Source organism: Pseudacidovorax sp. (assembly GCF_017991995.1).
Taxonomy (GTDB): Bacteria; Pseudomonadota; Gammaproteobacteria; order Burkholderiales; family Burkholderiaceae_C; genus Xenophilus.
The window spans coordinates 55,464-80,006 of the sequence record NZ_JAGOPN010000015.1 but is presented as its reverse complement, the minus strand read 5'-3'; the positions used below and the strand labels follow the sequence as shown (position 1 = coordinate 80,006).

Sequence of the window (24,543 nt, the reverse complement as noted above, 5' to 3'; positions counted from 1 at the left end):
GCCTACGACCGAGCGCATGGCCACGACCCTTGAACGTCCCGTGGTGCTGCGCCGTGCGGCACCTGCGGCCTCGGGTACCACCGCCCCGCGGTGGCGCGTCGAGGAGGTGCAGGCCCTGCTGGACCTGCCCTTCAACGAGCTGCTGTTCCACGCGCAGACCGTGCACCGCGAACATTGGCCGGCCGGCGACATCGAGCTGGCGACGCTGCTCTCCGTGAAGACCGGGGGCTGCCCGGAGAATTGCGGCTACTGTCCGCAGTCCTCCGAGTTCGACACCGGCGTCAAGGCGCAGAAGCTGATGAGCGTTGAAGAGGTCACCGCCGCCGCCCAGGCTGCGAAGGAGGCCGGTGCGACGCGCTTCTGCATGGGCGCCGCCTGGCGTGCACCCAAGGACCGCGACATCGAGAAGGTGGCTGAACTGGTGCAGGCCGTGAAGGGCCTGGGCCTGCAGTCCTGTGCCACGCTGGGCATGCTGGAAGCCCATCAGGCCCGGACCCTGCGCGACGCCGGCCTGGACTACTACAACCACAACCTCGACACCGCGCCCGAGTACTACGGCGACATCGTCGACACCCGCACCTACCAGGACCGGCTCGACACCCTGGCCCACGTGCGCGCGGCCGGCATCAGCGTCTGCTGCGGCGGCATCGTGGGCATGGGCGAGGCGCCGGTGCACCGCGCCGGCCTGCTGGCGCAACTGGCCAACCTCGATCCCTATCCGGAGTCGGTGCCCATCAACAGCCTGGTGCGCGTGCCGGGTACGCCGCTCGCCGACAGCGATCCCATCGATCCGCTGGACTTCGTGCGCGTGATCGCTGTCGCGCGCATCCTGATGCCCAAGGCCCGCGTGCGGCTGTCGGCCGGCCGACAGCAGCTGGGCGACGCGGTGCAGGCGCTGTGCTTCCTGGCTGGCGCCAATTCGATCTTCTACGGCGACAAGCTGCTGGTCACCGGCAATCCCGATGTGGAGGCCGACCGGCAGTTGCTGGCCAGGCTGGGTCTGCGCGGCCATGACGTGGCTGCCAATGAAGGAGCATGCGAATGAGCACCCAACGTCCGTTCAAGGTCCTGGGCGTCCAGCAGATCGCCATCGGCGGTATCGACAAGCGGCGCCTGGCCACGCTGTGGGTCGACATGCTGGGGTTGGAGATGACCGGCACCTTCAAGAGCGACCGCGAGAACGTCGACGAGGACATCTGCGCCATCGGCAGCGGTGCCTTCAAGGTGGAAGTCGACCTGATGCAGCCGCTGGACCCCGAGAAGAAGCCAGCCGTGCACACCACGCCGCTGAACCACGTGGGCCTGTGGATCGACGACCTGCCGCGCGCCGTGGAATGGCTGACGGCGCAGGGCGTGCGTTTCGCGCCGGGCGGCATCCGCCGCGGCGCGGCCGGCTTCGACATCTGCTTCCTGCATCCCAAGGGCAACGAGGAATTCCCCATCTCCGGCGAGGGCGTGCTGATCGAGCTGGTGCAGGCACCGCCGGAGGTGGTGAAGGCCTTCGGCGCGCTGGCGGCGAGCGCTGGCTGAGGCCGCCCGCGCCGTCCTGGGCGGCAGACAAGCGCTGGTGCGCAGGTTGTTTGCCTACCGGTGGCGGTAGTCTCAGACGCCGGGGCGGCGCCAGAGGGCGAGCGCGCCTGCAAGCAGCCACATGCCTGCGCCGCAGCCCTTGTTGAGCCATTGCAGGCTGCGCTTCGACAACCAGCGCACGACCTGCGTCCCCGCGCCGGCGTAGGCGAGCATCACTGCCGTGTCGATGGCGATGAATACGCAACCCAGGACGAGGTACTGCGCTGCTTGAGGCGCATGCACGTCCACGAACTGCGGCAGGAAGGCTGCGAAGAAGAGCAGGGCCTTCGGATTCGTCAGGGCCACTGCCAGGCTGCGCAACAGGGCCTTGCTGCCCTGGGCCGGACCGTCGGGTGTGGCAGCGATGGCGGTGCGCAGGTCGGGCGCGGCGCTGCGCCACATCCTGAGGCCAAGCCACGCTAGGTAAAGCACCCCTGCCACACGCAGCGCATCGAAGACCCAGCGGGAGGCCGCCAGGACCGAGCCCAGGCCCAGCGCCACGACGCTGATGACCACCGTGCTTCCAAGGCTTGCACCGGCGATGCCCCACGCAGCCCGCCGCATGCCGCCTGCAATCCCGTTGGACAGGGCCAGCAGCATCGTCGGGCCCGGGGTGATCGCGAGGATGGCGGAGGTCAGCGCGTAGAGGGCGAGGGTGTCCGCAGCCATGCCTCTGGCGTGCTCAGTGGTGCGAGCTCGGCTGCCGCGCGGCGCGGGCGCGGGCCATTGCCGCCTCGACGGTACGGCGTTTGCGTTCCGCGGTCTCATCCGGCATCTGCTGCGACCCCTGCGTCGCGGGCGCATTGTCGGGCGGCGACTGACCAGCAACCGCGTTCCCCATTTCCAGCCGATGTGTGCGCGCAAGGTATCGCTGGCGGGCATGGTCCGCCTGCTTCTGTGACCATGCGGCCCAGCCGCTGAGGCCAGGCGTGACCACTTCCAGGCCGATGCAATCCACCGGGCACACCGGCACGCACAGTTCGCAGCCCGTGCAGTGGGCTTCGATCACGGTGTGCATGCGCTTGTGGAACCCCAGGATGGCGTCCGTGGGGCAGACCTCCAGGCAGCGGGTGCAGCCGATGCACCAGGCTTCATCGATCACGGCCAGGGTTCGGGCGCCCTCACTGCCGCATTCGGGGTCGAGTGGGCGTTCGTCCCGGCCGAGCAGTTGCGCCAGCCGCCGCACGCCCTCGGCGCCGCCCGGTGGGCAGCGGTCGATGTCGGCGCTGCCATCGGCCATTGCCGCCGCATAACCGGCACAGTCCGGGTAGCCGCATCGGGTGCACTGCGTCTGGGGCAGGGCGTCGAGCAGGCGGTCCCTATGCATGCGGGGCATGGGCTTCGCAGGTTCGTTGCTCAGGCGCGGGTGCGCCGGCGTGCGGGGGACTTGCGGGGGGCAGCGTCAGCTGCCACAGGCGGCGGCTCGGCCACCTTGCGGGCGGGCTGTGACGTCTTGCGGACGGCCGCCTTGCGGGGCGCCGGGGCCGCTGCAGAAGGGGCGGGCGCTGCTTGCTCGGCCGGCACAGCGGCGGGCGTGACCGCACGTGGGGGGCGGCGGCGAACATCTTCCGCGGCCAGCGGAGCGTCATCGCGCGTCTGGGGCTGGTCATGCGCGGCGATGAAGGCGCGCACCTTCGGATAGACCCTCTCGCGCCAGCGGCGGCCGCTGAAGATGCCGTAGTGGCCGGCGCCTGCGACTTCGTAGTGCTCGCGGTGCTCCGCGGGGATCTGCGTGCACAGGTCGTGTGCGGCACGGGTCTGGCCCGAGCCGGAGATGTCGTCCAGTTCGCCTTCCACGGTCAGCAGCGCCGACTGGCGGATGTCCTGTGGCCGCACGCGCTCGATCTGGCCTGCCTCGTTGCGCACGTCCCAGGTGCCATGCACCAGCTTGAATTCCTGGAAGACCGTGCTGATCGTCTCCAGGTAGTAGTCCGCATCCATGTCGAGAACGGCGTTGTACTCGTCATAGAACTTGCGGTGGGCCTCGGCGCTGGCATCGTCGCCCTTGACCAGATCCTTGAAATAGTCGTAGTGGCTGGTGGCGTGGCGGTCGGGGTTCATCGCCACGAAGCCGGTGTGCTGCAGGAAGCCGGGGTAGACCCGGCGCCCTTCGCCAGGAAAGCCCTGCGGCACGCGGTAGATGACGTTGTTCTCGAACCACTCGAAGCTCTTGTTCATCGCCAGGTTGTTGACGGCGGTGGGCGAGCGGCGGGCGTCGATGGGGCCGCCCATCATCGTCATCGTCAGGGGCGTGGCCTCGCCGCGGCTGGCCATCAAGGAGATGGCGGCCAGTACGGGCACTGTGGGCTGGCACACGCTCATCACATGACAGTTGCCATATTCGGCCTGGACGTGGCGGATGAACTCCTCCACGTAGTTGATGTAGTCGTCCAGATGGAACTCACCATCGGACAGGGGAACCGTGCGGGCGTTCTTCCAGTCGGTGATGTAGACCTTGTGGCCCTGCAGCATGGTGCGTACGGTGTCGCGCAGCAGCGTGGCATAGTGGCCCGACAGGGGCGCCACGATCAGGACGACGGGCTGGCTCTTGAGCGTGGCCAGCACCTCCGGGTCGTCCGTGTAGCGCTTGAAGCGGCGCAGTTGGCAGAAGGGTTTGTCCACCTCTACGATCTCGTGGATGACCACGTCGGCGCCGTCCACCTCGACGGACTGGATGCCGAACTCGGGCTTCTCGTAGTCCTTGCCCAGTCGGTAGAGCAGGTCGTAGCCGGCGGCCACCCGCTGGGCCATCGGCAACTGGCTGAACATGGAGCCGTTGCCGTAGAGCTTGGAGACGGCCCGTGCGAAGTCCGCAAAGGGCTCCATCAACGAGCGCTGGGCTTCATAGAGGTGGTACAGCATGGGGTCTGGAGGCGCAAGTTTCGCTGCGCCGCAATATAGCAGCGGGTCCTGACGTGAGGGCGCGCGGGCGGCTGCGGCAGTGGCGCCGCGCGGCACAAGTCGCGGATCAGGATGTGAAAGGGTCGCCCGCGTCCTTGAACGCCGCAGAAATCGGGCGTTCAGCTGCCGACGTAGCGGCCCGGCCGGTGGTTGATCCAGAGGAACCCGCCCATCACCACGGCGCCGAGGATCGACCAGCCGACCCGTGCCGGCTCCACCACGAACAGGGCGGCCAGCAGCACGGCGCAGTCGATGGCCAGTTGCACCTTGCCGGCCCGCCAGCCGCGGCGCTCCTGCAGATAGAGCGAGATGACCGTGGCTCCGCCCAGGCTGGCCCGGTGGCGGGCCAGGAACAGGCAACCTGTGCCCAGCATCAGGCCGCCGAACACGGCGGCGAAGGCCGGGTGCAGCGCCTGGATCGAGATGAAGCGGGGCGCCAACTCCGTCAGCACGGACAGCAGCAGCACCGCCGCAAAGGTCTTGACGGTGAACTCGCCGCCCATCTGCTTCCAGGCAAAGCCGTAAAAGGGCAGATTCAGCAGGAAAAACCCCTGTCCGAGCCCGATCCCGGTGGCGTAGTGCAGCAGGAAGGCCGCACCGGCGGTGCCGCCCGTGAGCAGACCCGCCTGGCCGAAGAGCACCAGCGCCATGGCCACGAACAGCGTGCCGGCGCACAGGGCCTGGATATCCTCGAAACGGGAATGACGCAGCGACGGCAAGGGAGGGCGACCGGAGATGTCCATGGGGGGATGCTACGCAAGAAGTGCGCCGAGTGCCTTCGCTTCCGAATGAAATTTACGGATTGCAATCCGGGAAATCCACGACTTGCGCCGCCGACGGCACGGCTTGCCAGAAATGACCTTCATGCCCGTGGGTGACCCTGCCTCAGGCAATGGTTTTGCCTGCTGACACGTCTTGGCGCGCAACGCCCGGCCTGTAGGCGCCGGCGAGGGGCAACAGTGTGGTCACCCCGCAAGAAAGTCCGCTGTGACCGCCTTGCCCAGAGCCGACCATTGAAGGAGTTCGACCGTGATGCTGCAAGTCTCTGCCCGCCTGTCCACGATGAGCACGCCGCCAGCCGACCCGGCCGAATTGCCGGTCCAGCCCGACCGCGGCACGCCACCGACGCCCGGGCAGTTGCCCCCGTCGCCGGTGGTGCCGGCCATGCGTGGCAAGGTGTCCCTGCGCATGCGGGTGCATCACTCCTTCATGCGTGCCGCCGCCTTCAGGTGGCGCACCCTCTGAGCGCCGGCGCCATCGTCGGGCCAGCTTTGTGCTGGCCTAACAGGTGGTGAATGCCGACGCAAGCCGGGTCACTAATGCCGACCGTGTGCCTGTCCGTGGGCAATGTGATGCGATGCGGGGATTAATATCCTTCCATACCGCCTTCAGGTGGTTTTCGTTGTCGGCGCGTCGCCGATGTCCTGAATACGAGGGAAGGTATTTCATGTCCGTCACCCAGAATCTCGAAGCCGCTGCCAACGCCGTGGTCGAAGACCTTGCCAGCGATGTCCGCGGCGTTCTGTCCAACAAGGACCTCGAAGGCGTTCCCCAGCTCAAGGCGCTGAAGCAGCGCGTCGACACCAAGCTCGCGATCGCCCGTGAGCTGGCCGCCGAGAAGAGCAAGGTAGCGGCCAAGAAGGCCAAGGAGGCTGCCCAGACCGCCAATGCCTATGCGCACGATGAGCCCTGGCAGATCGCCGGTGCGGCCCTGGCCGTCGGCGTGCTGGTGGGCCTGCTGATCGGCAGCCGCCGTTGATGGCGACCATCCTGAGTCGCCACCCGCGCCCCTGCGGAGGAGGTCGGGCATGAGCCGACTGCTCGACATGCTGGGCCTGGGTCCGCGGCTGCGGCGCTGGAAGGCGGCCGGTGCGGAGGCCGCGCTGGGTGTCCACGACCGTGCGCAACTGGCGGGCCTCGCCTGGCAGGATGCCCGTGCGCCGCTGGCGCAATCGGCGCTGCTGTCGGCGCTGCTGGCCCTGGTCAGTGTTGTGGTGGGTGTCGTTCTTTCGGCGGCCGTGGTCGTCCACTACTGGGATGGCCCGTTTCGTGTCCGCGCGGCCTGGTGGGTGGCTCTGGCGTGGACCGTCGTCTGGGTCGTGCTGCTGGCGTTGCTGCTGGCGCGGGTGAGGCAGACCTCGCAGGCTGTCCATCCCTTGGCGCAGGAACTGCGGCGCGACCTGTCCGGCGGTGCAGAGCCCGACGCCGCCCCGGCGCGGCCCGATCCCGTTCAAGTCGCGGCAATGCGTGAAGAAGTCCTGGCCCGGATCGCCGAGCAACGCGCGCGGCGGGCGTTGTTGCAGGAGCGCCGTGCGGCCGCCGAGGCCGAGGCCGCAGCCCGTGCTGCAGCGCAACCGCCAACGCAGCCTCTGTCGGCCACTGCCATGCGCATGGCGCGTGAGCATCCCATCGCGACCGGTGCCGCAGCCGCTGCCATGGTTGCGGTGCTGGGCCCGCGGCGGCTGGTCCGCTGGGCCGGCTGGGCATTGCCGATCCTCTGGAAACTGCGCTGAATGCCGCCGAGGCCGGCCCCAGCGCCGGTCTCGCGCTTTTTTCCGGCCGCCGTGTAGGTCAGCGGGCGCCGCGCAGCGCCTTGGCCACCTCGGTCACCAGGCCCGGACCGCGGTAGATCAGACCCGTGTAGATCTGCACCGCATCGGCGCCCGCGGCGATCTTGGCCTGCGCATCGGCACCGCTCAGGATGCCGCCGACGCCGATGATCGGGAAATCGGCGCCCAGCGCTTCCCGCAGTTGCCGGATCACGCGGTTGCTCGCTTCGCGCACCGGTGCCCCGGAAAGCCCGCCAGCTTCCTGCCCATGCGGCAGCCCTTGCACCGCATCGCGCGCGAGCGTGGTGTTGGTGGCGATCACGCCGTCCATCCCCTGGCGACGCAGAGCGCCGGCAATGACGGCCACCTGCGCGTCTTCCAGGTCAGGGGCGATCTTCAGGAAGATGGGCGTGCGCTTGCCGGTGCGCTCGTGCAACTGCGCCCGCCGGTCGGCCATCGCTCCCAGCAAGGCGTCGAGCGCCTCGTCGCTCTGCAGGCTGCGCAGGTTGGCCGTGTTGGGGCTCGAGATGTTGACGGTCACGTAGTCCGCGTGGGCATAGACGCCGTCCAGGCAGGCGAGGTAGTCGTCGGCAGCCCGCTCGATCGGCGTGCTCGCGTTCTTGCCGATGTTGAGTCCGAGCAGCATCGGCAGGCCGCCGCGGCGCTGGCGGAAACGCGCGCGCTTCACGTTGGTCACGAAGCTGTCCAGGCCTTCGTTGTTGAAGCCGAGCCGGTTGATCAGGGCCTCGGCCGTCGGCAACCGGAACATGCGGGGGCGCACATTGCCCGGCTGCGCCCGGGGGGTGACCGTGCCCACCTCCACGAAGCCGAAGCCCATCGCCGCAAAGGCGTCGATGCAGCGGGCATTCTTGTCCAGGCCCGCGGCCAGTCCCACGCGGTTGGGCAGGCGCAGGCCCGCCAGTTCGATGGGGTCTTCCACCCGCCTGGCCGTGTACAGCGCGGCCAGGGGCGTGTTCTGCGTCCTTGCCAGTTGCGCCAGCGTCAGCTCGTGGGCCGCTTCCGCATCCATGCGAAACAGGAAGGGGCGGGCAAGGCCGTAGAGGCCGGTGGCGGGAGCGGGCATCTGATAATTCGCGTTTTTTCGGACAACCCAGGATTCTCCCCGATGCCCAACGCCGCCATGACCCAGGATGAACTCAAGGCCCAGGTGGGCCGCGCCGCCCTCGACCACGTGGTCCGGGGCGAGATCGTGGGCGTTGGCACGGGCTCCACGGTCAACAAGTTCATCGAGGCGCTCGCCACGATCCGCGACCAGATCAAGGGCGCCGTGTCCAGTTCGGAAGCCTCGACGCAGCGCCTGAAGGCCCTGGGCATTCCTGTGTTCGACAGCAACGAGGTCGATGAACTGGCGGTCTACATCGACGGGGCGGACGAGATCGACGGCCGCGGCTACATGGTCAAGGGCGGGGGCGCGGCGCTGACCCGCGAGAAGATCGTCGCGGCCCAGTCGCGCCGCTTTGTCTGCATCGCGGACGCCTCCAAGCGCGTGGAGGTGCTGGGCCGCTTTCCGCTGCCGGTGGAGGTGATCCCGATGGCGGCGCGCCGGGTGGTGCGCCAGTTTGCGGCCCAGGGCGGCACGGCCACGCTGCGCACGAAGGACGGCCAGCCGCTGGTGACGGACAACGGCCAGCACATCCTGGACGTGAACGGCCTGTCGATCCGTGAGCCGCTCGCTTTCGAGTCGGAGGTCAACCAGTGGCCGGGCGTGGTCACCGTGGGCGTCTTTGCGCACCAGAAGGCCAGCCTGTGCCTGCTGGCCACGCCGGAAGGCGTGCAGACGCTGCGCTACTGACCGCCAGCCGGGGCACTCCCGCCTCGGTGCTTAAAAGCGGATGCCTGCCGGATTGGCAGGCGTCGGCCCGATTGGTGGCGGGATGATGGGCGCTGGCGCTTCGGGGGCCGCCGGCACAGCGGGTGTGGCTACGGGTGCAATGAGCGGACGGGCCTGGGGCGGGGTGTACCCCGGCGGCAGACTGTTGCGGCCCGGATAGCCGGCCGCATCGAGATACTGCGACCACTGGGCATCGGCATAGCCGCGCAGCTGCTGGCTGCCGATGGCCAGCAGCGGCAGGCCGGTCTGGCCGCTGAGGCGCTGCAGCGCCTCGATCTCCAGATTGGTATTGACCGTGCGCTCCTGGAAGGGGATGCCGCGGCTGCGGAGCATGGAGCGCCCTTCATCGCAGGGGGCGCAGTCCCGCTGGGTATAGAGCGTGACCGGGTAGCGTTGCACAAGCTGCCGCAGCTCGAAGGGCAGGGCTGCGGCGCCCGTGTCGATGTCGTTGCCGCTGGGCGCTTCGACCGGCCGGGCGGCCGTGGAGGGCGCACGGTCCGAGAAAGTGACCCGGCCCTGCGCGTCGATGGAGCGGTACAGGGGCTGGGCGCACGCCGCGCCCCACAGCCCGGCGGCGGCCAGGCCCACAGCGAGCAGCCACGCAGTCCGGCGGCGCAGGGCGGGGGCGGTAAGCGCGGCGCTCACGCCAACGCTTCTTCTGCGAGCGGCTCGCTCATGCCCTGGTGGCGCAGCAGGGCGTCGATGCTCGGCTCGCGGCCACGGAAGGCTTTGAACGATTCCATCGCGCTGCGGCTGCCGCCCGCTTCCAGGATCGCTTTGCGGTAGCGGCGGCCGGTCTCCACGCTGGGCAGGCCCTGGGCATCGACCGTCTCCTCGAAGGCCGCATAGGCGTCGGCCGACAGAACCTCGGCCCACTTGTAGCTGTAGTACCCGGCCGCATAGCCGCCCGAGAAGATGTGGGTGAACGTCATGGGCGTGCGGCTGAATTCGGGCGAGGGCAGCACGGCCACCTCGGCGCGCACTTCGTTCAACAGCGCCATCACGGCGCCGGGCTTGGCTTGGCTGGCGTCGAGCTGGGTGTGCAGCAGCATGTCGAACAGCGCGAACTCGATCTGGCGCAGCGTCTGCATGCCGCTCTGGAAGTTCTTGGCGGCGATCATCTTGTCGTAGAGCGCGCGCGGCAGCGGCGCACCGGTATCGACATGGGCCGTCATGTTCTGCAGCACGTCCCATTCCCAGCAGAAGTTCTCCATGAACTGGCTGGGCAACTCCACGGCGTCCCACTCCACGCCGCTGATGCCCGAGACGTCGTGCTCGTTCACCTGCGTCAGCATGTGGTGCAGGCCGTGGCCGAACTCGTGGAAGAGGGTGATCACGTCGTCGTGCGTGAGCAGCGGCGGCTTGCCGTCCACGCCCTCGGCGAAATTGCACACGAGGTGCGCAACGGGCGTCTGCAGCCGCTGGTCGTCGGGGCGCAGCCAGCGTGCGCGCACGTCATCCATCCAGGCGCCGCCACGCTTCGCCGCGCGGGCCGAGGGGTCCAGGTAGAACTGGCCCACCTTCTGCGCGCCCTGGGGCGTCTGACGCTCGATACGGTAGAAGACCACGCTCGGATGCCACACCGGTGCCTCGTCGCGGCGGATCTGCACCTCGAACAGGTTCTGCACGATCTTGAAGAGGCCGTCGAGCACCTTGGGCGCCGGGAAGTAGGGCTTGACCTCCTGCTCGCTGAAGGCGTAGCGGGCTTCCTTCAGCTTCTCGCCGATGTAGCTCCAGTCCCAGGGCTGCGGATCGGCGATACCCAGTTCGCGGCTGGCGAAGTCGCGCAGCTGCACCACGTCGCGCTGGCCGTAGGGTTTGGCCTTGGCCGCCAGGTCGCGCAGGAAGCCGATCACCTGCTCGGGCGATTCCGCCATCTTGGGCACCACCGACAGTTGGCCGAAGTTGCGGTAGCCCAGCAGTTGCGCCTCTTCCTGGCGCAGCTTCAGGATCTCGAGGATGAGCGGGGTGTTGTCGAAGGCCGGATCACCGAACTCGCTGGCGCGGGTGACATAGGCGCGGTAGAGGTGTTCGCGCAGCGCACTGCTGCGGGCGAACTGCATCACCGGCAGGTAGCAGGGCATCTTGAGCGTGAGCTTGTAGCCGGCCTTGCCGTCAGCCTCTGCCGCAGCGCGCGCGGCCGCCACCACGTCTGCTGGTACACCGTCCAGGTCAGACAGCTCGGCATAGAAGGCGAAAGCGTCGGTGGCGTCCAGCGCGTGCTCGCTGAACTTCTGGCTGAGCTCGGCCTGGCGTTCCTGGATCTCTGCATAGCGCTCGCGTGCCGCGCCCTGCAACTCGGCGCCGCCCAGCACGAAGTTGCGCATCGCGTTGGCGTGGGCCTTGCGCTGCTCGGCGTTGAGTGTGGCGACGTCGATGGCCTTGTACTTGGCGTAGAGGCGCTCGTCCGCGCCCAGGCGCGTCCAGAAGGCGGTGACGCGCGGCATGGCCTCGTTGTAGGCCGCCCGCAGCGCAGGCGTATCGGCCACGGCGTTGAGATGCCCTACGGCGCCCCAGGCCCGGCCCAGGCGCTCGGTGGCCACGTCCAGGACCCGGGCGATGGCGCCCCATTCGGCGGGGAAGGCGGGGGCCGTGACCTCCTCCAGTGCCGCTTCGGCCTGCTGCAGCAGCGCGTCGATGGCGGGGGCCACATGTTCGGGCTGGATGCGGTCGAACAGGGGCAGATCGGAGAAGTCGAGCAGCGGATTGGAGGTCATGCTGCCGATTTTGAGGCAAAGCCCGGCGCTTCAAGCGGCGGACATCGCCATGGCCGCGATGCAGGCCGGCTATTGCGGCCCCGGCATCCGCGGTGGCTCAGGCTGCGGCGACGCGCTCGGCGGATTCGAGCGTGTTGACCAGCAGCATGGTCACCGTCATGGGGCCGACACCGCCGGGAACCGGCGTGATCCAGCCGGCCACCTCCTTGACGGCCGCAAAGTCCACGTCGCCGCAGAGCTTGCCCTGCTCGTTGCGGTTCATCCCCACGTCGATGACGATGGCGCCAGGCTTGACCATGTCGGCCGTCACCGTGTTGCGGCGGCCCACGGCGGCCACCACGATGTCGGCCTGGCGCACATGGTGGGCCAGGTCGGCGGTGGCGCTATGGCAGATGGTGACGGTGGCGTTCTTGGCCAGCAGCATCAGCGCCATCGGCTTGCCCACGTTGTTGCTGCGGCCGATGACCACCGCATGCTTGCCTTTGATGGGCACGCCGGTGCTCTCCAGCAGCTTGATGCAGCCGTAGGGTGTGCAGGACCAGAAGCCCGGCAGGCCGGTCATCAGCGCGCCGGCGCTGGCCACGTGGAAGCCGTCCACGTCCTTCTCGGCCGCGATGGTCTCGATGACCTTGTCGGCATCGATGTGCTTCGGCAGCGGCAGTTGCACCAGGATGCCGTGGATCGCCGGATCGGCATTGAGGGCGCGCACCCGCTCCAGCAGGTCCGCCTCGGTCATCGTGGCCTCGTAGCGCTCCAGCACCGAGTGCATGCCGGCCTGCTGGCAGGCGTCGACCTTCTTGCCGACGTAGACCTGGCTGGCCGGGTCTTCGCCGACCAGGATCACCGCCAGGCCCGGCGTGATGCCGCGGGCCTTGAGGGCGGCAGTGCGCTCGGCCACTTCGGCGCGGATCGTGCGGGCCACGGCATTGCCGTCGATGAGTTGTGCGGTCATGGGATTTGCTGGAAAGTGGAATGAAAAACGCCCGCGGCCAAGGCCGAACGGGCGTGGTGAGGGAGCGGCGGGGCGTAGCGGCGGCGTCAGGCCTTGGCGGTCTGGCCCAGGGCGATCTTCAGCAGATCGGCCACCGTGTTGGCGTTGAGCTTTTCCATGATGTTGGCGCGGTGCGCCTCCACCGTCTTGATGCTGATGCCCAGGTCGTCGGCGATCTGCTTGTTGAGGCGGCCGGCGACGATGCGCTCGAGCACCTGCGATTCGCGGCCAGTGAGCTTGGACAGCAGGGCGTCGCGGCTGGCCGATTGCTGGTACTGCGCGAAGGCGGTGCGGGCGTGTTCGAGCATGCGCTCGACCAGCGACACCAGGGCTTCTTCGTTGAAGGGCTTCTGGATGAAGTCCATCGCCCCCTTCTTCATCGAATCGACCGCCATCGGCACGTCGCCGTGCCCGGTGATGACCACGATGGGCAGCGGCGATTTGCGCTCGATGAGCTTGTCCTGCAACTCAAGCCCCGACATGCCGGCCATGCGGATGTCGACGATCAGGCAGGCCACTTCGCGCGGGTCGTAGCGGGCCAGGAAGGACTCGGCGGATTCGAAGCAGCGGACCCGGTAGTCCTTGCCTTCGAGCAGCCACTGGAGCGAGTCGCGGACGGCCTCGTCGTCGTCCACCACATAGACCGTGCCCTTCTTGGGGATCAAACTCATGCGCTTACCTTTGCCTCTCAGGAAATCGAGGAGCCTGCGCCGGCCTTGCCTGCCGCGGCGGGCGGTTGGCCGGTGGCGGTCCAGTCGGGGGAACGGTCGTCGGTCGCTACGGAATCCGGAGCGCCGTCCACTGGAATCCAGAAGGAGAAACGGCAGCCGACGACCTCCGATCCATTGTAGAGGTTCTCCGCCTGCATCCTGCCCCTGTGCGACTCGACGATGCTGCGGCAGAGATTGAGGCCGATGCCCATGCCTTCGGCCTTGGTGGAGAAGAAGGCCTCGAACAGCCGCTCCATCACCTCGGGCGCCAGGCCCTTGCCGGTGTCCTGAACGGCGAACTCGATGGCCTGGTGGCCCTCGACCTTGCGCGGCACCACACGCAACTCCACCGTACGGCGCGCCGGCGGGCGCTGGGCCATGTCGATGGACTCGGCGGCGTTCTTCATCAGGTTGACCAGCACCTGCTCGATGAGGATGGGGTCGACATGCACCGTCGGCAACCGTGCCGCCACATAGTGGTTGAGCCGCACGTTGCGCCGCTTGAGTTCGATGCCGGCCAGTTCCACCGCCTCGCCCACCATGGTGGCGACCTCGGACGGCGTTCGGTTGGGCTCGCTGCGCTTCACGAAAGTGCGGATGCGCTGGATGATCTGCCCCGCCCGCTGGGCCTGCTTGGCCGTCTTCTCCAGCGCCCCGAGCAGGGCCTCGGTGTCGATCTGCTGGCCACGGATGCGCGACATCATGCCGTTGCAGTAGTTGCTGATGGCCGTGAGCGGCTGGTTGAGTTCGTGCGCCACGCTGGAGGCCATCTCGCCCATCGTGATGAGGCGGCTGGCGGATTGGGCGCGGTCGGCCTGCTGGGCGGCCTGCTCCTCGGCATCGCGGCGGGCCGTGATGTCGGTGGCGATCACCAGTTGCGCCAGGCGGCCGTCGACCCAGGTCAGGTAGCGCGAACGCACCTCCAGCCACTTGTTGAGGTGCGGCACGAAGATCTCGTTGTTGGCGGGCTGGGCCGCGGTGAGCGTGTCGGTGGGCAGACCGGCCAGCGGGTCGACATCGTCAAGATCGTTCTCGTTGCTGGGCGAGGGCGCGGCCCCGGCCTGCGCCACCATGCCCAGGTGGCCCACCGTGTCCGAGCCGAACCACGCCCGGTACATCTTGTTGGCGAAAAGCAGTTCCTCGCTGCCGAGCGGCGCCACCGACACCGAGGCGTCCAGCGCCTCCAGCACGGTGGTGAAACGCTCGTGGGAGGCCGACAGCTGCTCGCGGATACGGGTCGGCTCGGTGATGTCGGTCATCGACGTCATCCAGCCGGTCTGGTGGCCGTGGGCGTCGACCAGTGGGGACACGTACAGCCGGGCCGGGAAGATCGTGCCGTTCTTGCGCCGCACCCGCACCTGGAAGCCGCCCGGCAACGCCCGGCCGTGGATCTCCTCCTCCAGGCGCTCATTCATGAGTTCGGTGTCGGTCTCCAGCCAGTAGGGGAAGGGCGGCTTGCGACCGACGAGCTCTTCCTCGCTCCAGCCGGTCATGGTGCAGAAGGCGGCGTTGACGTAGCTGATGCTGCCGTCCAGGTCGAGTACGCGCATGCCGGTCAGCATGGAGTTTTCCATGGCGCGGCGGAAGTTGGTCTCGGCCTGTAGCGCCTGCTGAGCGGCCAGGCGCCGGCGGGTGTGGCGCCAGGTGCCGATCAAGAGGCCGCTGGTGAGCACCGACAGGGCCGCCACGAGCCAGAACAGCCCGTTGCCGATCAGGCCGAGCGAGGTTCGCCAGGCCTGCGCACGCAGCACGAGGCTGTTGCCGACCGGAGAGACGGGCACCTCGTATTCATTGGTGGGCTCCGCCCAGGGCAGCGGCCGCGATTCGGCCGGGCTGCGGCTGTTGGTCGTCGTGCCGGCCAGCAGCTTGCCGGTGCTGTCCAGCAGCGAGACGGCGTACTTGGCCGAGACCTCGGGCGGGATGCCATAGCGCAGCAGCCCGTCGACCGAGAACTCGCCCAGCACCGTGCCCGCGAACAGGCCCTGGTCGAACAGGGGAATGTGAAGCTGCAGCGGCGCAGTGCGGTCGCCTGTGGCGTTGGGCTGCGAGTAGACCGGCTGGGCCAGCTCGCGCGCGAGCGCGTAGTGGGTCTCGATGTCGCCTGGCCGCAGCAGGTCGCCGGCCATGTGCTGCTGCGCGGGCGGCACGCTGGGCGAGGCATAGGTTGCGCGCCAGACCCGCCGGTCGTCGATCCAGCTGACCGACTGCAGCTCCGGGAACTGGCTGACCAGCGACTCGGCGCGGCTGGTGAATTCGATGGCGTCGACTTCATGGTTGCTGGCGTCGCGCGCCAGGCGCATCAGCTGCTCCTGCCGCTCCAGGAGGCGCAGGCGCAGCCGCTGCTGCGCATATTCGACATCGCGGCGCACGGATTCGCGTTCGCGCTCCAGTTCCTCGGCACGCAGATACCAGAAGGCCGCCACGATGGCGGCCAGGAAGAGCAGCACCGCCGCCATCGGCACCAGCATCGCCACACTGTCCTGCAGCGGCGGGGTCTGGCGTTTCCACCAGCGTTGCCACCACGACACGAGTGGGAGAGGATGGCCGGCGGTGGGCTCGGGGGGGGAACGCATCACGCGAGTTTAGAAGAGCGCCTGCCCCGCAATTTCTGCTGCAAAGCAGCATGAATTTCGTATTAAGAAACGCCATGGCACCATTTGGAATCGCCTTTTTTTTATGAGACACTGCGCCGCCCGCGCGATGCGGCCTTTCTTCCTCTCTCAATTAACGTACGCCACGTACACACCGATTCAAGGAGACCCGGATGTCGGCCAACCCCGAGAAACCCACTGGCGCCGCAGCAAACGAAGCTGACGTGCAAGAGATGCAGGAATGGAAGGACGCGCTGTCGGCCGTCATCCAGAACGAAGGCGCCGATCGGGCGCATGCCCTGCTTGAAGAGCTGCTGGAGCATGCGCGCCAGAACACGGTGGACATGCCTTTCTCGGCCAATACCGGCTATGTGAACACCATCGAGCCCAGCGAGGAAGCCCGCAGCCCCGGCAACCTCGAGATCGAGCAGCGTCTGCGCGCCTACATGCGCTGGAACGCGATGGCCATGGTGGTCAAGGCCAACCGTCACCATCCCCCTGAAGGCGGCGACCTTGGCGGCCACATCGGCTCCTTCGCCTCGCTGGCCAGCATGTTCGGCGCCGGTTTCAATCACTTCTGGCACGCCGAAACCGAAGGGCACGGCGGCGACCTGCTCTACATCCAGGGCCACGTCTCGCCCGGCATCTATGCGCGCGCCTACCTCGAAGGCCGCCTCACCGAAGAGCAACTGCTGAATTTCCGCCAGGAAGTCGACGGCAAGGGCCTGTCGAGCTACCCGCACCCCAAGCTGATGCCGGAGTTCTGGCAGTTCCCGACGGTGTCCATGGGCCTGGGCCCGCTGATGGCCATCTACCAGGCGCGCTTCCTCAAGTACCTGCATGCCCGCGGCATCGCCGACACCGCCAACCGCAAGGTCTGGGTCTTCTGCGGCGACGGTGAAATGGACGAGGTCGAATCGCTGGGCGCCATCGGTCTGGCCGCGCGCGAGAACCTCGACAACCTGATCTTCGTCATCAACTGCAACCTGCAGCGCCTGGACGGCCCGGTGCGGGGCAACGGCAAGATCATCCAGGAGCTCGAAGGCGAATTCCGCGGCGCCAACTGGAACGTCATCAAGCTCATCTGGGGCAAGGGCTGGGACGCCCTGCTGGCCAAGGACCATGACGGCGCCCTGCGCAAGATCATGATGGAGTGCAACGACGGCGACTACCAGGCCATGAAGGCCAACGACGGCGCCTACGTCCGCAAGCACTTCTTCGGCCGCGATCCGCGCACGGCCAAGATGGTCGAGCACATGACCGACGACGAGATCTGGAACCTGCAGCGCGGCGGCCATGATTCGCAGAAGGTCTACGCCGCCTTCCACGCCGCGCAAAACCACACCGGCCAGCCCACCGTGCTGCTGGTCAAGACGGTCAAGGGCTTCGGCATGGGCAAGATTGGCGAGGGCAAGAACACGGTCCACCAGACCAAGAAGCTGGGCGACGAGGACATCAAGGCCTTCCGCGACCGCTTCAACATCCCGATCCCCGACAGCCAGATCGCGGACCTGCCCTTCTACAAGCCGGCCGACGACACGCCGGAAATGAAGTACCTGCACGAGCGCCGCAAGGCACTGGGCGGCTACCTGCCGCACCGCCGCACCAAGGCCGACGAGAGCTTCACCGTGCCTTCGCTCGACACCTTCAAGGCCGTGCTCGAGCCCACGGCCGAAGGCCGCGAGATCTCGACCACCCAGGCCTACGTGCGCTTCCTGACGCAGCTGCTGCGCGACAAGGCCCTGGGCCCGCGTGTGGTGCCCATCCTGGTCGACGAGGCCCGCACCTTCGGCATGGAAGGCCTGTTCCGCCAGGTCGGCATCTACAACCCGCATGGCCAGCAGTACACCCCGGTCGACAAGGACCAGGTCATGTACTACAAGGAAGACAAGGCCGGCCAGATCCTGCAGGAAGGCATCAACGAGGCCGGTGGCATGTCCAGCTGGATCGCCGCCGCCACCTCGTACAGCACGAACAACCGCATCATGGTGCCGTTCTACGTGTACTACTCGATGTTCGGCTTCCAGCGCATCGGCGATCTGGCCTGGGCGGCCGGCGACATGCAGGCCCGCGGCTTCCTGCTGGGCGGCACCTCGGGCCGCACCACGCTGAACGGCGAAGGCCTGCAGCACGAGGACGGCCACAGCCACATCCTGGCCAACACCATCCCCAACTGCGTCAGCTACGACCCGACCTTCGCGCATGAAGTGGCGGTGATCCTGCATCACGGTCTCAAGCGCATGGTGGAGAAGCAGGACAACGTCTACTACTACCTGACGCTGCTCAACGAGAACTACGCGATGCCCGGCCTGCAGCCCGGCACCGAAGAACAGATCATCAAGGGCATGTACATGGTCCGCCAGGCGCCGGCCCTGGACAGCAAGGCGCCGACGGCGCAGCTGCTGGGCAGCGGAACCATCCTGCGCGAATCCTTCTTCGCCCAGGAACTGCTGGAGAAGGACTGGGGCGTCGCCGCATCGGTCTGGAGCTGCCCGAGCTTCAACGAGCTGACCCGCGACGGCCAGGACGCCGACCGCTGGAACCTGCTGCACCCGACCGAGACGGCCCGCGTGCCCTTCGTCGCGGAGCAACTGGGCAAGACCACGGGCCCGGTGGTCGCGTCCACCGACTACATGAAGGCCTATGCCGAGCAGATCCGTCCCTTCATCCCGAAGGGCCGCAACTACAAGGTGCTGGGCACCGACGGCTTCGGCCGCTCGGACTTCCGCAGCAAGCTGCGCGAGCATTTCGAGGTGAACCGCCACTACATCGTGGTCGCCACGCTCAAGGCCCTGGCCGAGGACGGCGCCGTGCCGACGGCCAAGGTGGCCGAGGCCATCAAGAAGTACGGCATCAACGCCGACAAGATCAACCCGCTCTACGCGTAATCCACCCACGGAACTGAAACGCCTCGAAGGCGGGAGACACGAACATGGCAGCAGTGGAAGTGAAAGTGCCCGACATCGGCGACTTCGACGAAGTCGCGGTGATCGAAGTGCTGGTCAAGCCCGGTGACACGGTCAAGGCCGAGCAGTCGCTGATCACGGTCGAATCGGACAAGGCCTCGATGGAGATTCCGTCGTCGGCCGCCGGCGTGGTCAAGGAAGTCAAGGTCAAGGTCGGCGACAAGGTCAAGGAAGGCTCGATCGTCCTGATCCTGGAAGGCGAGGGCGCTGGCGCGCCGGCCGCACCGGCTGCAGCGCCGGCCGAGGCCGCCGCGCCCGCCCCGGCGCCGCAGGCCGCGCCCGCGCCGGCACCAGCCGCCGCGGCGCCGGCTGCGGCCTCGGGCCCGGTCGAGATCAAGGTGCCCGACATCGGCGACTTCAAGGACGTCGCGGTGATCGAGGTGCTGGTCAAGCCCGGCGACGTGGTCAAGGCCGAGCAGTCGCTGATCACGGTCGAGTCGGACAAGGCCTCGATGGAGATTCCGTCGCCGGCCGCCGGCACGATCAAGGAACTCAAGGTCAAGGTGGGCGACACGGTCAACATCGGTGACCTGATCGGCATGCTGGAAGGCGCCGCCGGCGCCGCGCCCGCTGCCGGCCCGGCTGCACCTGCACCGGCACCGGCCCCGGCGGCGAGCCCGGCCCCCGCGCCTGCCCAGGCGGCCGCGGCGCCCGCACCGGCGGCTGCCAGCGTGCCTGCGCACGACCCGACCAAGACGCCGGCCACCGGCCTGCCGCATGCCTCGCCCTCGGTGCGCAAGTTCGCCCGCGAGCTGGGCGTGCCGCTGGAAGAGGTCAAGGGCAGCGGGCCCAAGGGCCGCATCACCCAGGAGGACGTGCAGGGCTTCACCAAGGCTGTGATGAGCGGCGCCACGCAGACGAAGGCGCAGGTGGCCAAGGCCCCGGCCGGCGGTGGCGGCAGCGCCGATGGCGCAGCCCTGGGCCTGCTGCCCTGGCCCAAGGTCGACTTCGCGAAGTTCGGCGCCGTCGAGCGCAAGGACCTGTCGCGCATCAAGAAGATCAGCGGCGCCAACCTGCACCGCAACTGGGTCATGATCCCGCACGTCACCAACAACGACGAAGCGGACATCACCGAGCTGGAAGCCTTCCGCGTCTCCACCAACAAGGAGAACGAGAAGTCGGGCGTGAAGGTCACCATGCTGGCCTTCGTCATCAAGGCCGTGGTCGCGGCCCTGAAGAAGTTCCCCGAGTTCAACACCAGCCTGGATGGCGACACCCTGGTCTACAAGCAGTACTTCAACATCGGCTTCGCGGCGGACACGCCCAACGGCCTGGTGGTGCCGGTGCTCAAGGACGCCGACAAGAAGGGCATCCTGCAGATCAGCCAGGAGATGGGCGAGCTGGCCAAGAAGGCCCGCGACGGCAAGCTGGGTGCGGCCGACATGCAGGGCGGCTGCTTCTCGATCAGCTCGCTGGGCGGCATCGGCGGCACGCATTTCACGCCGATCATCAATGCACCTGAGGTGGCCATCCTGGGCCTGTCCAAGGGTCAGATGAAGCCGGTGTGGGACGGCAAGCAGTTCGTGCCGCGCCTGACGCTGCCGCTGTCGCTGTCGTACGACCACCGCGTCATCGACGGCGCCCTGGCTGCGCGCTTCAATGCCTACCTGGGCCAGCTGCTGGCGGACTACCGCCGCATCGTGCTGTAAGGAGACCACGGCATGAGCGAACAACAGGTCAAGGTTCCGGACATCGGCGACTTCAGCGAAGTCGCCGTGATCGAGGTGCTGGTCAAGCCGGGCGACACGATCAAGGTCGAGCAGTCGCTGATCACCGTCGAGTCCGACAAGGCGTCGATGGAGATTCCCTCCAGCCACGCGGGCGTGGTCAAGTCGGTGGCGGTGAAGGTGGGCGACAAGGTGAGTGAAGGCTCGGTGGTGCTGACCATCGACGCGGCCGAGGCGGCTGCTTCGGCGCCCGCACCGGCTGCCTCGCCGGCGCCTGCTGCGGCTGCGCCCAAGGCGGCGCCCGCGCCCGCACCGGCAGCGCCGGCCGTGGCACCGGCGCCCGCTGGCAGCTACAGCGGCCATGTCGACATCGAGTGCGACACCCTCGTGCTCGGCGCTGGCCCCGGTGGCTATTCCGCTGCCTTCCGCAGTGCCGACCTCGGCATGAAGACGGTGCTGGTCGAGCGTTACGCCACCCTGGGCGGCGTCTGTCTCAACGTGGGCTGCATCCCCTCCAAGGCGCTGCTTCATGTGGCGGCCGTGATGGACGAGGTCAAGCATTTCGCCGACCTCGGCGTGGAGTTCGGCGCGCCCAAGGTGGACCGCGCCAAGCTGCTCGCCCACAAGAACAAGGTGGTGGGCAAGCTCACCGGCGGCCTCACGGCCATGGCCAAGATGCGCAAGGTGACTACCGTGCGCGGCGTCGGCAGCTTCCTGGATGCCTACCACCTCGAAGTGGACGAGAGCACCGGCGAGGGTCGGGCCACCACCGGCAAGAAGCAGGTGATCCGCTTCCGCCACTGCATCATCGCGGCCGGCTCGCAGGCGGTGCACCTGCCTTTCATGCCCAAGGACGACCCGCGCGTCGTGGACTCCACCGGCGCACTGTCCCTGGCGACCGAGCCCAAGCGCATGCTGATCCTGGGCGGCGGCATCATCGGCCTGGAAATGGGCACGGTGTACTCGTCGCTCGGCGCGCGCCTGGACGTGGTCGAGATGATGGACGGCCTGATGCAGGGCGCCGACCGCGACCTGGTCAAGGTGTGGCAGAAGATGAACGCGCCGCGCTTCGACAACATCATGCTCAAGACCAAGACCGTGGGCGCCGAGGCGACCAAGGACGGCATCAAGGTCATGTTCGAAGGCGAGGGCGCACCCAAGGAGCCGCAGGTCTACGACCTGGTGCTGCAGGCCGTCGGCCGCACGCCCAACGGCAAGAAGATCGGCGCTGAGAAGGCCGGCGTGTCGGTGACCGACCGTGGCTTCATTCCGGTCGACATCCAGATGCGCACCAATGTGCCGAACATCTTCGCCATCGGCGACATCGTCGGCCAGCCCATGCTGGCCCACAAGGCGGTGCACGAGGCGCATGTGGCGGCCGAGGTGATCGCTGGCGAGCAGAAGGGCGACAAGGAACTGGCGAGCGCCGCCTTCAATGCACGGGTGATCCCGAGCGTGGCCTACACCGACCCCGAGGTGGCGTGGGTGGGCTTGACCGAGGACCAGGCCAAGGCGCAGGGCGTCAAGGTCAAGAAGGGCCTGTTCCCGTGGACAGCATCCGGCCGTGCCATCGCCAACGGCCGCGACGAAGGCTTCACCAAGCTGCTGTTCGACGCCGAGACGCACCGCATCGTGGGCGGCGGCATCGTCGGCACCCATGCCGGCGACATGATCGGCGAGGTGGCCCTGGCCATCGAGATGGGCGCCGACGAGATCGACATCGGCAAGACCATCCATCCGCACCCTACGCTGGGCGAGAGCATCGGCATGGCGGCGGAAGTGGCGCACGGCACCTGCACGGACCTGCCACCGCAGAAGCGCTGATCGGCAGCACCTAGGCGCAGCCTTGAGGCTGCGTTCAGCGGCCCGGCCGGGCGACCTTCGGGTCGTCCTGCCGGGCCGCTTTGCCATGGGCGCGCTGCCCGCTGTCGTGGCGTGGGGCCTGAGACAATGCCGGCCCCGACGATTCCTGCCTCACGAGAGCGCACAGAGCGACCCATGCCCACCTACCGTTCCAAGACCTCCACCGCCGGCCGCAACATGGCGGGCGCCCGTTCCCTGTGGCGCGCCACCGGCATGAAGGATGACGATTTCTCCAAGCCGATCATCGCCATCGCCAACAGCTTCACCCAGTTCGTTCCCGGTCATGTGCACCTGAAGGACCTGGGCCAGCTCGTTGCCCGCGAGGTCGAGGCCGCCGGCGGCGTCGCCAAGGAATTCAACACCATTGCCGTCGACGACGGCATCGCCATGGGCCACGACGGGATGCTGTATTCGCTGCCCAGCCGCGACGTCATCGCCGACTCGGTGGAGTACATGGTCAACGCCCACTGTGCCGATGCACTGGTGTGCATCTCCAACTGCGACAAGATCACGCCCGGCATGCTCATGGCGGCCATGCGGCTGAACATTCCGGTGGTCTTCGTCTCCGGCGGCCCGATGGAGGCCGGCAAGGTTCGCCTGGCAGTACCGGGCACGGCCAAGATCGAGATCCGCAAGATGGACCTGATCGACGCCATGGTGATGGCGGCCGACAGCAAGGTGAGCGATGCCGACCTGGCCGAGGTCGAGCGCTCGGCCTGCCCGACCTGCGGCAGCTGCTCGGGCATGTTCACCGCCAACTCGATGAACTGCCTGACCGAGGCCCTGGGCCTGTCGCTGCCGGGCAATGGCACGGTGGTGGCCACCCATGCAGACCGCGAGGGCCTGTTCAAGAAGGCCGGCCACCTGATCGTGGAACTGGCCAAGCGCCACTACGAGCAGGACGATGCCAGCGTGCTGCCGCGTGCCATCGGCAAGAAGGCCTTCGAGAACGCGATGACGTTGGACATCGCCATGGGCGGCTCGACCAACACCATCCTGCACATCCTGGCTGCGGCCCAGGAGGCCGGCATCGACTTCGACATGGCCGACATCGACCGGCTGTCGCGCGAGGTGCCGCAGCTGTGCAAGGTCGCGCCCAACACCAACAAGTACCACATCGAGGACGTGCACCGCGCCGGCGGCATCATGGCCATCCTGGGCGAACTGGCACGCGCCGGCCGCCTGCACCTGGACGTGCCGACGATCCATGCGCCCACGCTGGGCGACGCGCTGGAACAGTGGGACATCCTGCGCACCAGCGACGATGCGGTGAAGCGCTTCTACATGGCCGGCCCGGCCGGCATTCCGACCCAGGTCGCCTTCAGCCAGGACACACGCTGGCCCAGCCTGGACATGGACCGGGCCGAAGGCTGCATCCGCAGCATCGACCATGCCTTCTCCAAGGAAGGTGGCCTGGCGGTGCTGACCGGCAACATCGCCAAGGACGGCTGCGTGGTGAAGACGGCCGGCGTCGACGACAGCCTGCTGGTCTTCGAAGGCCCGGCGCACGTCGTCGAGAGCCAGGACGAGGCCGTCGAGCACATCCTGAACGACCAGGTGAAGGCCGGCGATGTGGTGGTGGTGCGTTACGAAGGCCCCAAGGGTGGGCCCGGCATGCAGGAGATGCTCTATCCCACGAGCTACATCAAGTCCAAGGGCCTGGGCAAGGCCTGTGCGTTGCTGACGGACGGCCGCTTCTCGGGCGGTACCTCGGGCTTGTCCATCGGCCATTGCTCGCCGGAGGCCGCAGCCGGTGGCGCCATCGGCCTGGTCCGCACGGGCGACCGCATCCGCATCGACATTCCCAACCGTACGATCGACGTGCTGTTGAGCGACGAGGAGTTGGCGAAGCGCCGCGCCGAGCAGGATGCCAAGGGCTGGAAGCCTGCACAGCCCCGCCCGCGCAAGGTGTCCGCGGCGCTGAAGGCCTACGCGCTGCTGGCCACATCGGCAGACAAGGGCGCCGTGCGCGACCTGTCGAAGCTGGAAGACTGAGAAGGTGTGAGCGAACCCGACATGCCGCTCGTTCTGCGAAAACACGCCCACTCCGCGTTGCAAATGCTCGCCATGGCCCGAGCTATGGCTGCGCCTTGCGCCTTGATTGGCCGCGTTTTGGCAGCCCGCTTGGCCACGCCGGATTCATTCACACCTTTTGAGGCTGGCGATC

At 67.8% G+C, this 24,543-nt stretch carries 20 protein-coding genes; 10 read left to right on the top strand and 10 right to left on the bottom strand.

From position 1 onward, the window contains the following. The first annotated feature begins 16 nt into the window (after positions 1-16). Both bioB and KBC94_RS19645 read left to right on the top strand, forming a co-directional pair. Positions 17-1,045: a biotin synthase BioB gene (bioB, locus tag KBC94_RS19650; RefSeq protein ID WP_294373899.1), complete on the top strand. Its 1,029-nt coding sequence runs from the start codon at positions 17-19 to the stop codon at positions 1,043-1,045. Next, positions 1,042-1,530, top strand: a complete 489-nt coding sequence (locus KBC94_RS19645) for a VOC family protein (protein WP_294373897.1) — start codon at positions 1,042-1,044, stop codon at positions 1,528-1,530. Before bioB ends, KBC94_RS19645 begins: the two co-directional genes overlap by 4 nt. A 72-nt stretch (positions 1,531-1,602) precedes the next feature. Here KBC94_RS19645 and KBC94_RS19640 read toward each other — a convergent pair whose 3' ends face one another. The 4 genes from KBC94_RS19640 to KBC94_RS19625 all read right to left on the bottom strand — a co-directional run bounded on the left by KBC94_RS19640 (position 1,603) and on the right by KBC94_RS19625 (position 5,213). Then, positions 1,603-2,238 (bottom strand): LysE family transporter, encoded by a 636-nt coding sequence (locus KBC94_RS19640; protein WP_294373894.1) that lies wholly within the window; start codon positions 2,236-2,238, stop codon positions 1,603-1,605. A 13-nt stretch (positions 2,239-2,251) separates the two neighbouring features. Beyond that, positions 2,252-2,905 (bottom strand): RnfABCDGE type electron transport complex subunit B, encoded by a 654-nt coding sequence (locus KBC94_RS19635; protein ID WP_294373891.1) that lies wholly within the window; start codon positions 2,903-2,905, stop codon positions 2,252-2,254. Positions 2,906-2,925: 20 nt separating this feature from the next. Further along, complete coding sequence (gene phaZ, locus KBC94_RS19630; RefSeq protein WP_294373888.1) at positions 2,926-4,431, bottom strand: polyhydroxyalkanoate depolymerase; 1,506 nt, start codon at positions 4,429-4,431, stop codon at positions 2,926-2,928. Between the two features lie 158 nt (positions 4,432-4,589). Further along, positions 4,590-5,213, bottom strand: a complete 624-nt coding sequence (locus KBC94_RS19625) for a YitT family protein (protein ID WP_234192105.1) — start codon at positions 5,211-5,213, stop codon at positions 4,590-4,592. Between the two features lie 286 nt (positions 5,214-5,499). On the opposite strand from KBC94_RS19625, the gene KBC94_RS19620 reads away from it, so the two are divergent. The 3 genes from KBC94_RS19620 to KBC94_RS19610 all read left to right on the top strand — a co-directional run bounded on the left by KBC94_RS19620 (position 5,500) and on the right by KBC94_RS19610 (position 6,983). Further along, complete coding sequence (locus KBC94_RS19620; protein WP_294373881.1) at positions 5,500-5,715, top strand: hypothetical protein; 216 nt, start codon at positions 5,500-5,502, stop codon at positions 5,713-5,715. 202 nt (positions 5,716-5,917) lie between these two features. After that, positions 5,918-6,229, top strand: a complete 312-nt coding sequence (locus KBC94_RS19615) for a DUF883 family protein (protein WP_017760725.1) — start codon at positions 5,918-5,920, stop codon at positions 6,227-6,229. Between the two features lie 49 nt (positions 6,230-6,278). Then, the gene (locus KBC94_RS19610; RefSeq protein WP_294373876.1) at positions 6,279-6,983 is read left to right on the top strand and encodes a phage holin family protein; all 705 of its coding nucleotides are present in this window, start codon (positions 6,279-6,281) and stop codon (positions 6,981-6,983) included. A 58-nt stretch (positions 6,984-7,041) separates the two neighbouring features. On the opposite strand, the gene KBC94_RS19605 is transcribed toward KBC94_RS19610, so the two are convergent. Continuing rightward, positions 7,042-8,103 carry a quinone-dependent dihydroorotate dehydrogenase gene (locus KBC94_RS19605; protein WP_294373875.1) on the bottom strand — a complete coding sequence of 354 codons (1,062 nt, stop codon included), beginning with the start codon at positions 8,101-8,103 and terminating at the stop codon, positions 7,042-7,044. Between the two features lie 42 nt (positions 8,104-8,145). Between KBC94_RS19605 and rpiA the strand changes: the two genes are divergently transcribed. Beyond that, positions 8,146-8,832 (top strand): ribose-5-phosphate isomerase RpiA, encoded by a 687-nt coding sequence (gene rpiA / locus KBC94_RS19600; RefSeq protein WP_294373873.1) that lies wholly within the window; start codon positions 8,146-8,148, stop codon positions 8,830-8,832. Between the two features lie 30 nt (positions 8,833-8,862). Here the strand turns inward: rpiA and KBC94_RS19595 are convergent, their stop codons facing one another. The 5 genes from KBC94_RS19595 to KBC94_RS19575 all read right to left on the bottom strand — a co-directional run bounded on the left by KBC94_RS19595 (position 8,863) and on the right by KBC94_RS19575 (position 15,862). Further along, the gene (locus tag KBC94_RS19595) at positions 8,863-9,516 is read right to left on the bottom strand and encodes a glutaredoxin family protein (RefSeq protein ID WP_294373871.1); all 654 of its coding nucleotides are present in this window, start codon (positions 9,514-9,516) and stop codon (positions 8,863-8,865) included. After that, a complete protein-coding gene (locus tag KBC94_RS19590) occupies positions 9,513-11,588 on the bottom strand; it encodes a M3 family metallopeptidase (RefSeq protein ID WP_294373868.1) in 2,076 nt (691 codons plus the stop codon). Before KBC94_RS19590 ends, KBC94_RS19595 begins: the two co-directional genes overlap by 4 nt. Positions 11,589-11,685: 97 nt before the next feature. Further along, positions 11,686-12,540 carry a bifunctional methylenetetrahydrofolate dehydrogenase/methenyltetrahydrofolate cyclohydrolase FolD gene (gene folD, locus KBC94_RS19585; RefSeq protein ID WP_294373866.1) on the bottom strand — a complete coding sequence of 285 codons (855 nt, stop codon included), beginning with the start codon at positions 12,538-12,540 and terminating at the stop codon, positions 11,686-11,688. Positions 12,541-12,626: 86 nt separating this feature from the next. After that, a complete protein-coding gene (locus KBC94_RS19580) occupies positions 12,627-13,250 on the bottom strand; it encodes a response regulator transcription factor (protein ID WP_043115575.1) in 624 nt (207 codons plus the stop codon). Positions 13,251-13,267: 17 nt separating this feature from the next. Further along, positions 13,268-15,862, bottom strand: a complete 2,595-nt coding sequence (locus KBC94_RS19575) for a PAS domain-containing sensor histidine kinase (protein ID WP_294373852.1) — start codon at positions 15,860-15,862, stop codon at positions 13,268-13,270. A gap of 191 nt (positions 15,863-16,053) precedes the next feature. Here KBC94_RS19575 and aceE point away from each other — a divergent pair, with 191 nt between their 5' ends. The 4 genes from aceE (at position 16,054) to ilvD (ending at position 24,371) form a co-directional block, all read left to right on the top strand. Beyond that, complete coding sequence (aceE, locus tag KBC94_RS19570) at positions 16,054-18,768, top strand: pyruvate dehydrogenase (acetyl-transferring), homodimeric type (RefSeq protein ID WP_294373848.1); 2,715 nt, start codon at positions 16,054-16,056, stop codon at positions 18,766-18,768. Positions 18,769-18,812: 44 nt separating this feature from the next. Next, complete coding sequence (aceF, locus tag KBC94_RS19565; RefSeq protein WP_294373844.1) at positions 18,813-20,495, top strand: dihydrolipoyllysine-residue acetyltransferase; 1,683 nt, start codon at positions 18,813-18,815, stop codon at positions 20,493-20,495. Positions 20,496-20,507: 12 nt separating this feature from the next. Continuing rightward, entirely contained in the window at positions 20,508-22,337 is a 1,830-nt protein-coding gene (lpdA, locus tag KBC94_RS19560; RefSeq protein WP_294373841.1) for a dihydrolipoyl dehydrogenase, read from the top strand. Between the two features lie 174 nt (positions 22,338-22,511). Then, positions 22,512-24,371, top strand: coding sequence for a dihydroxy-acid dehydratase (gene ilvD, locus KBC94_RS19555; RefSeq protein WP_294373839.1), 1,860 nt, complete (start codon positions 22,512-22,514; stop codon positions 24,369-24,371). The last annotated feature ends 172 nt before the right edge of the window (positions 24,372-24,543 follow it).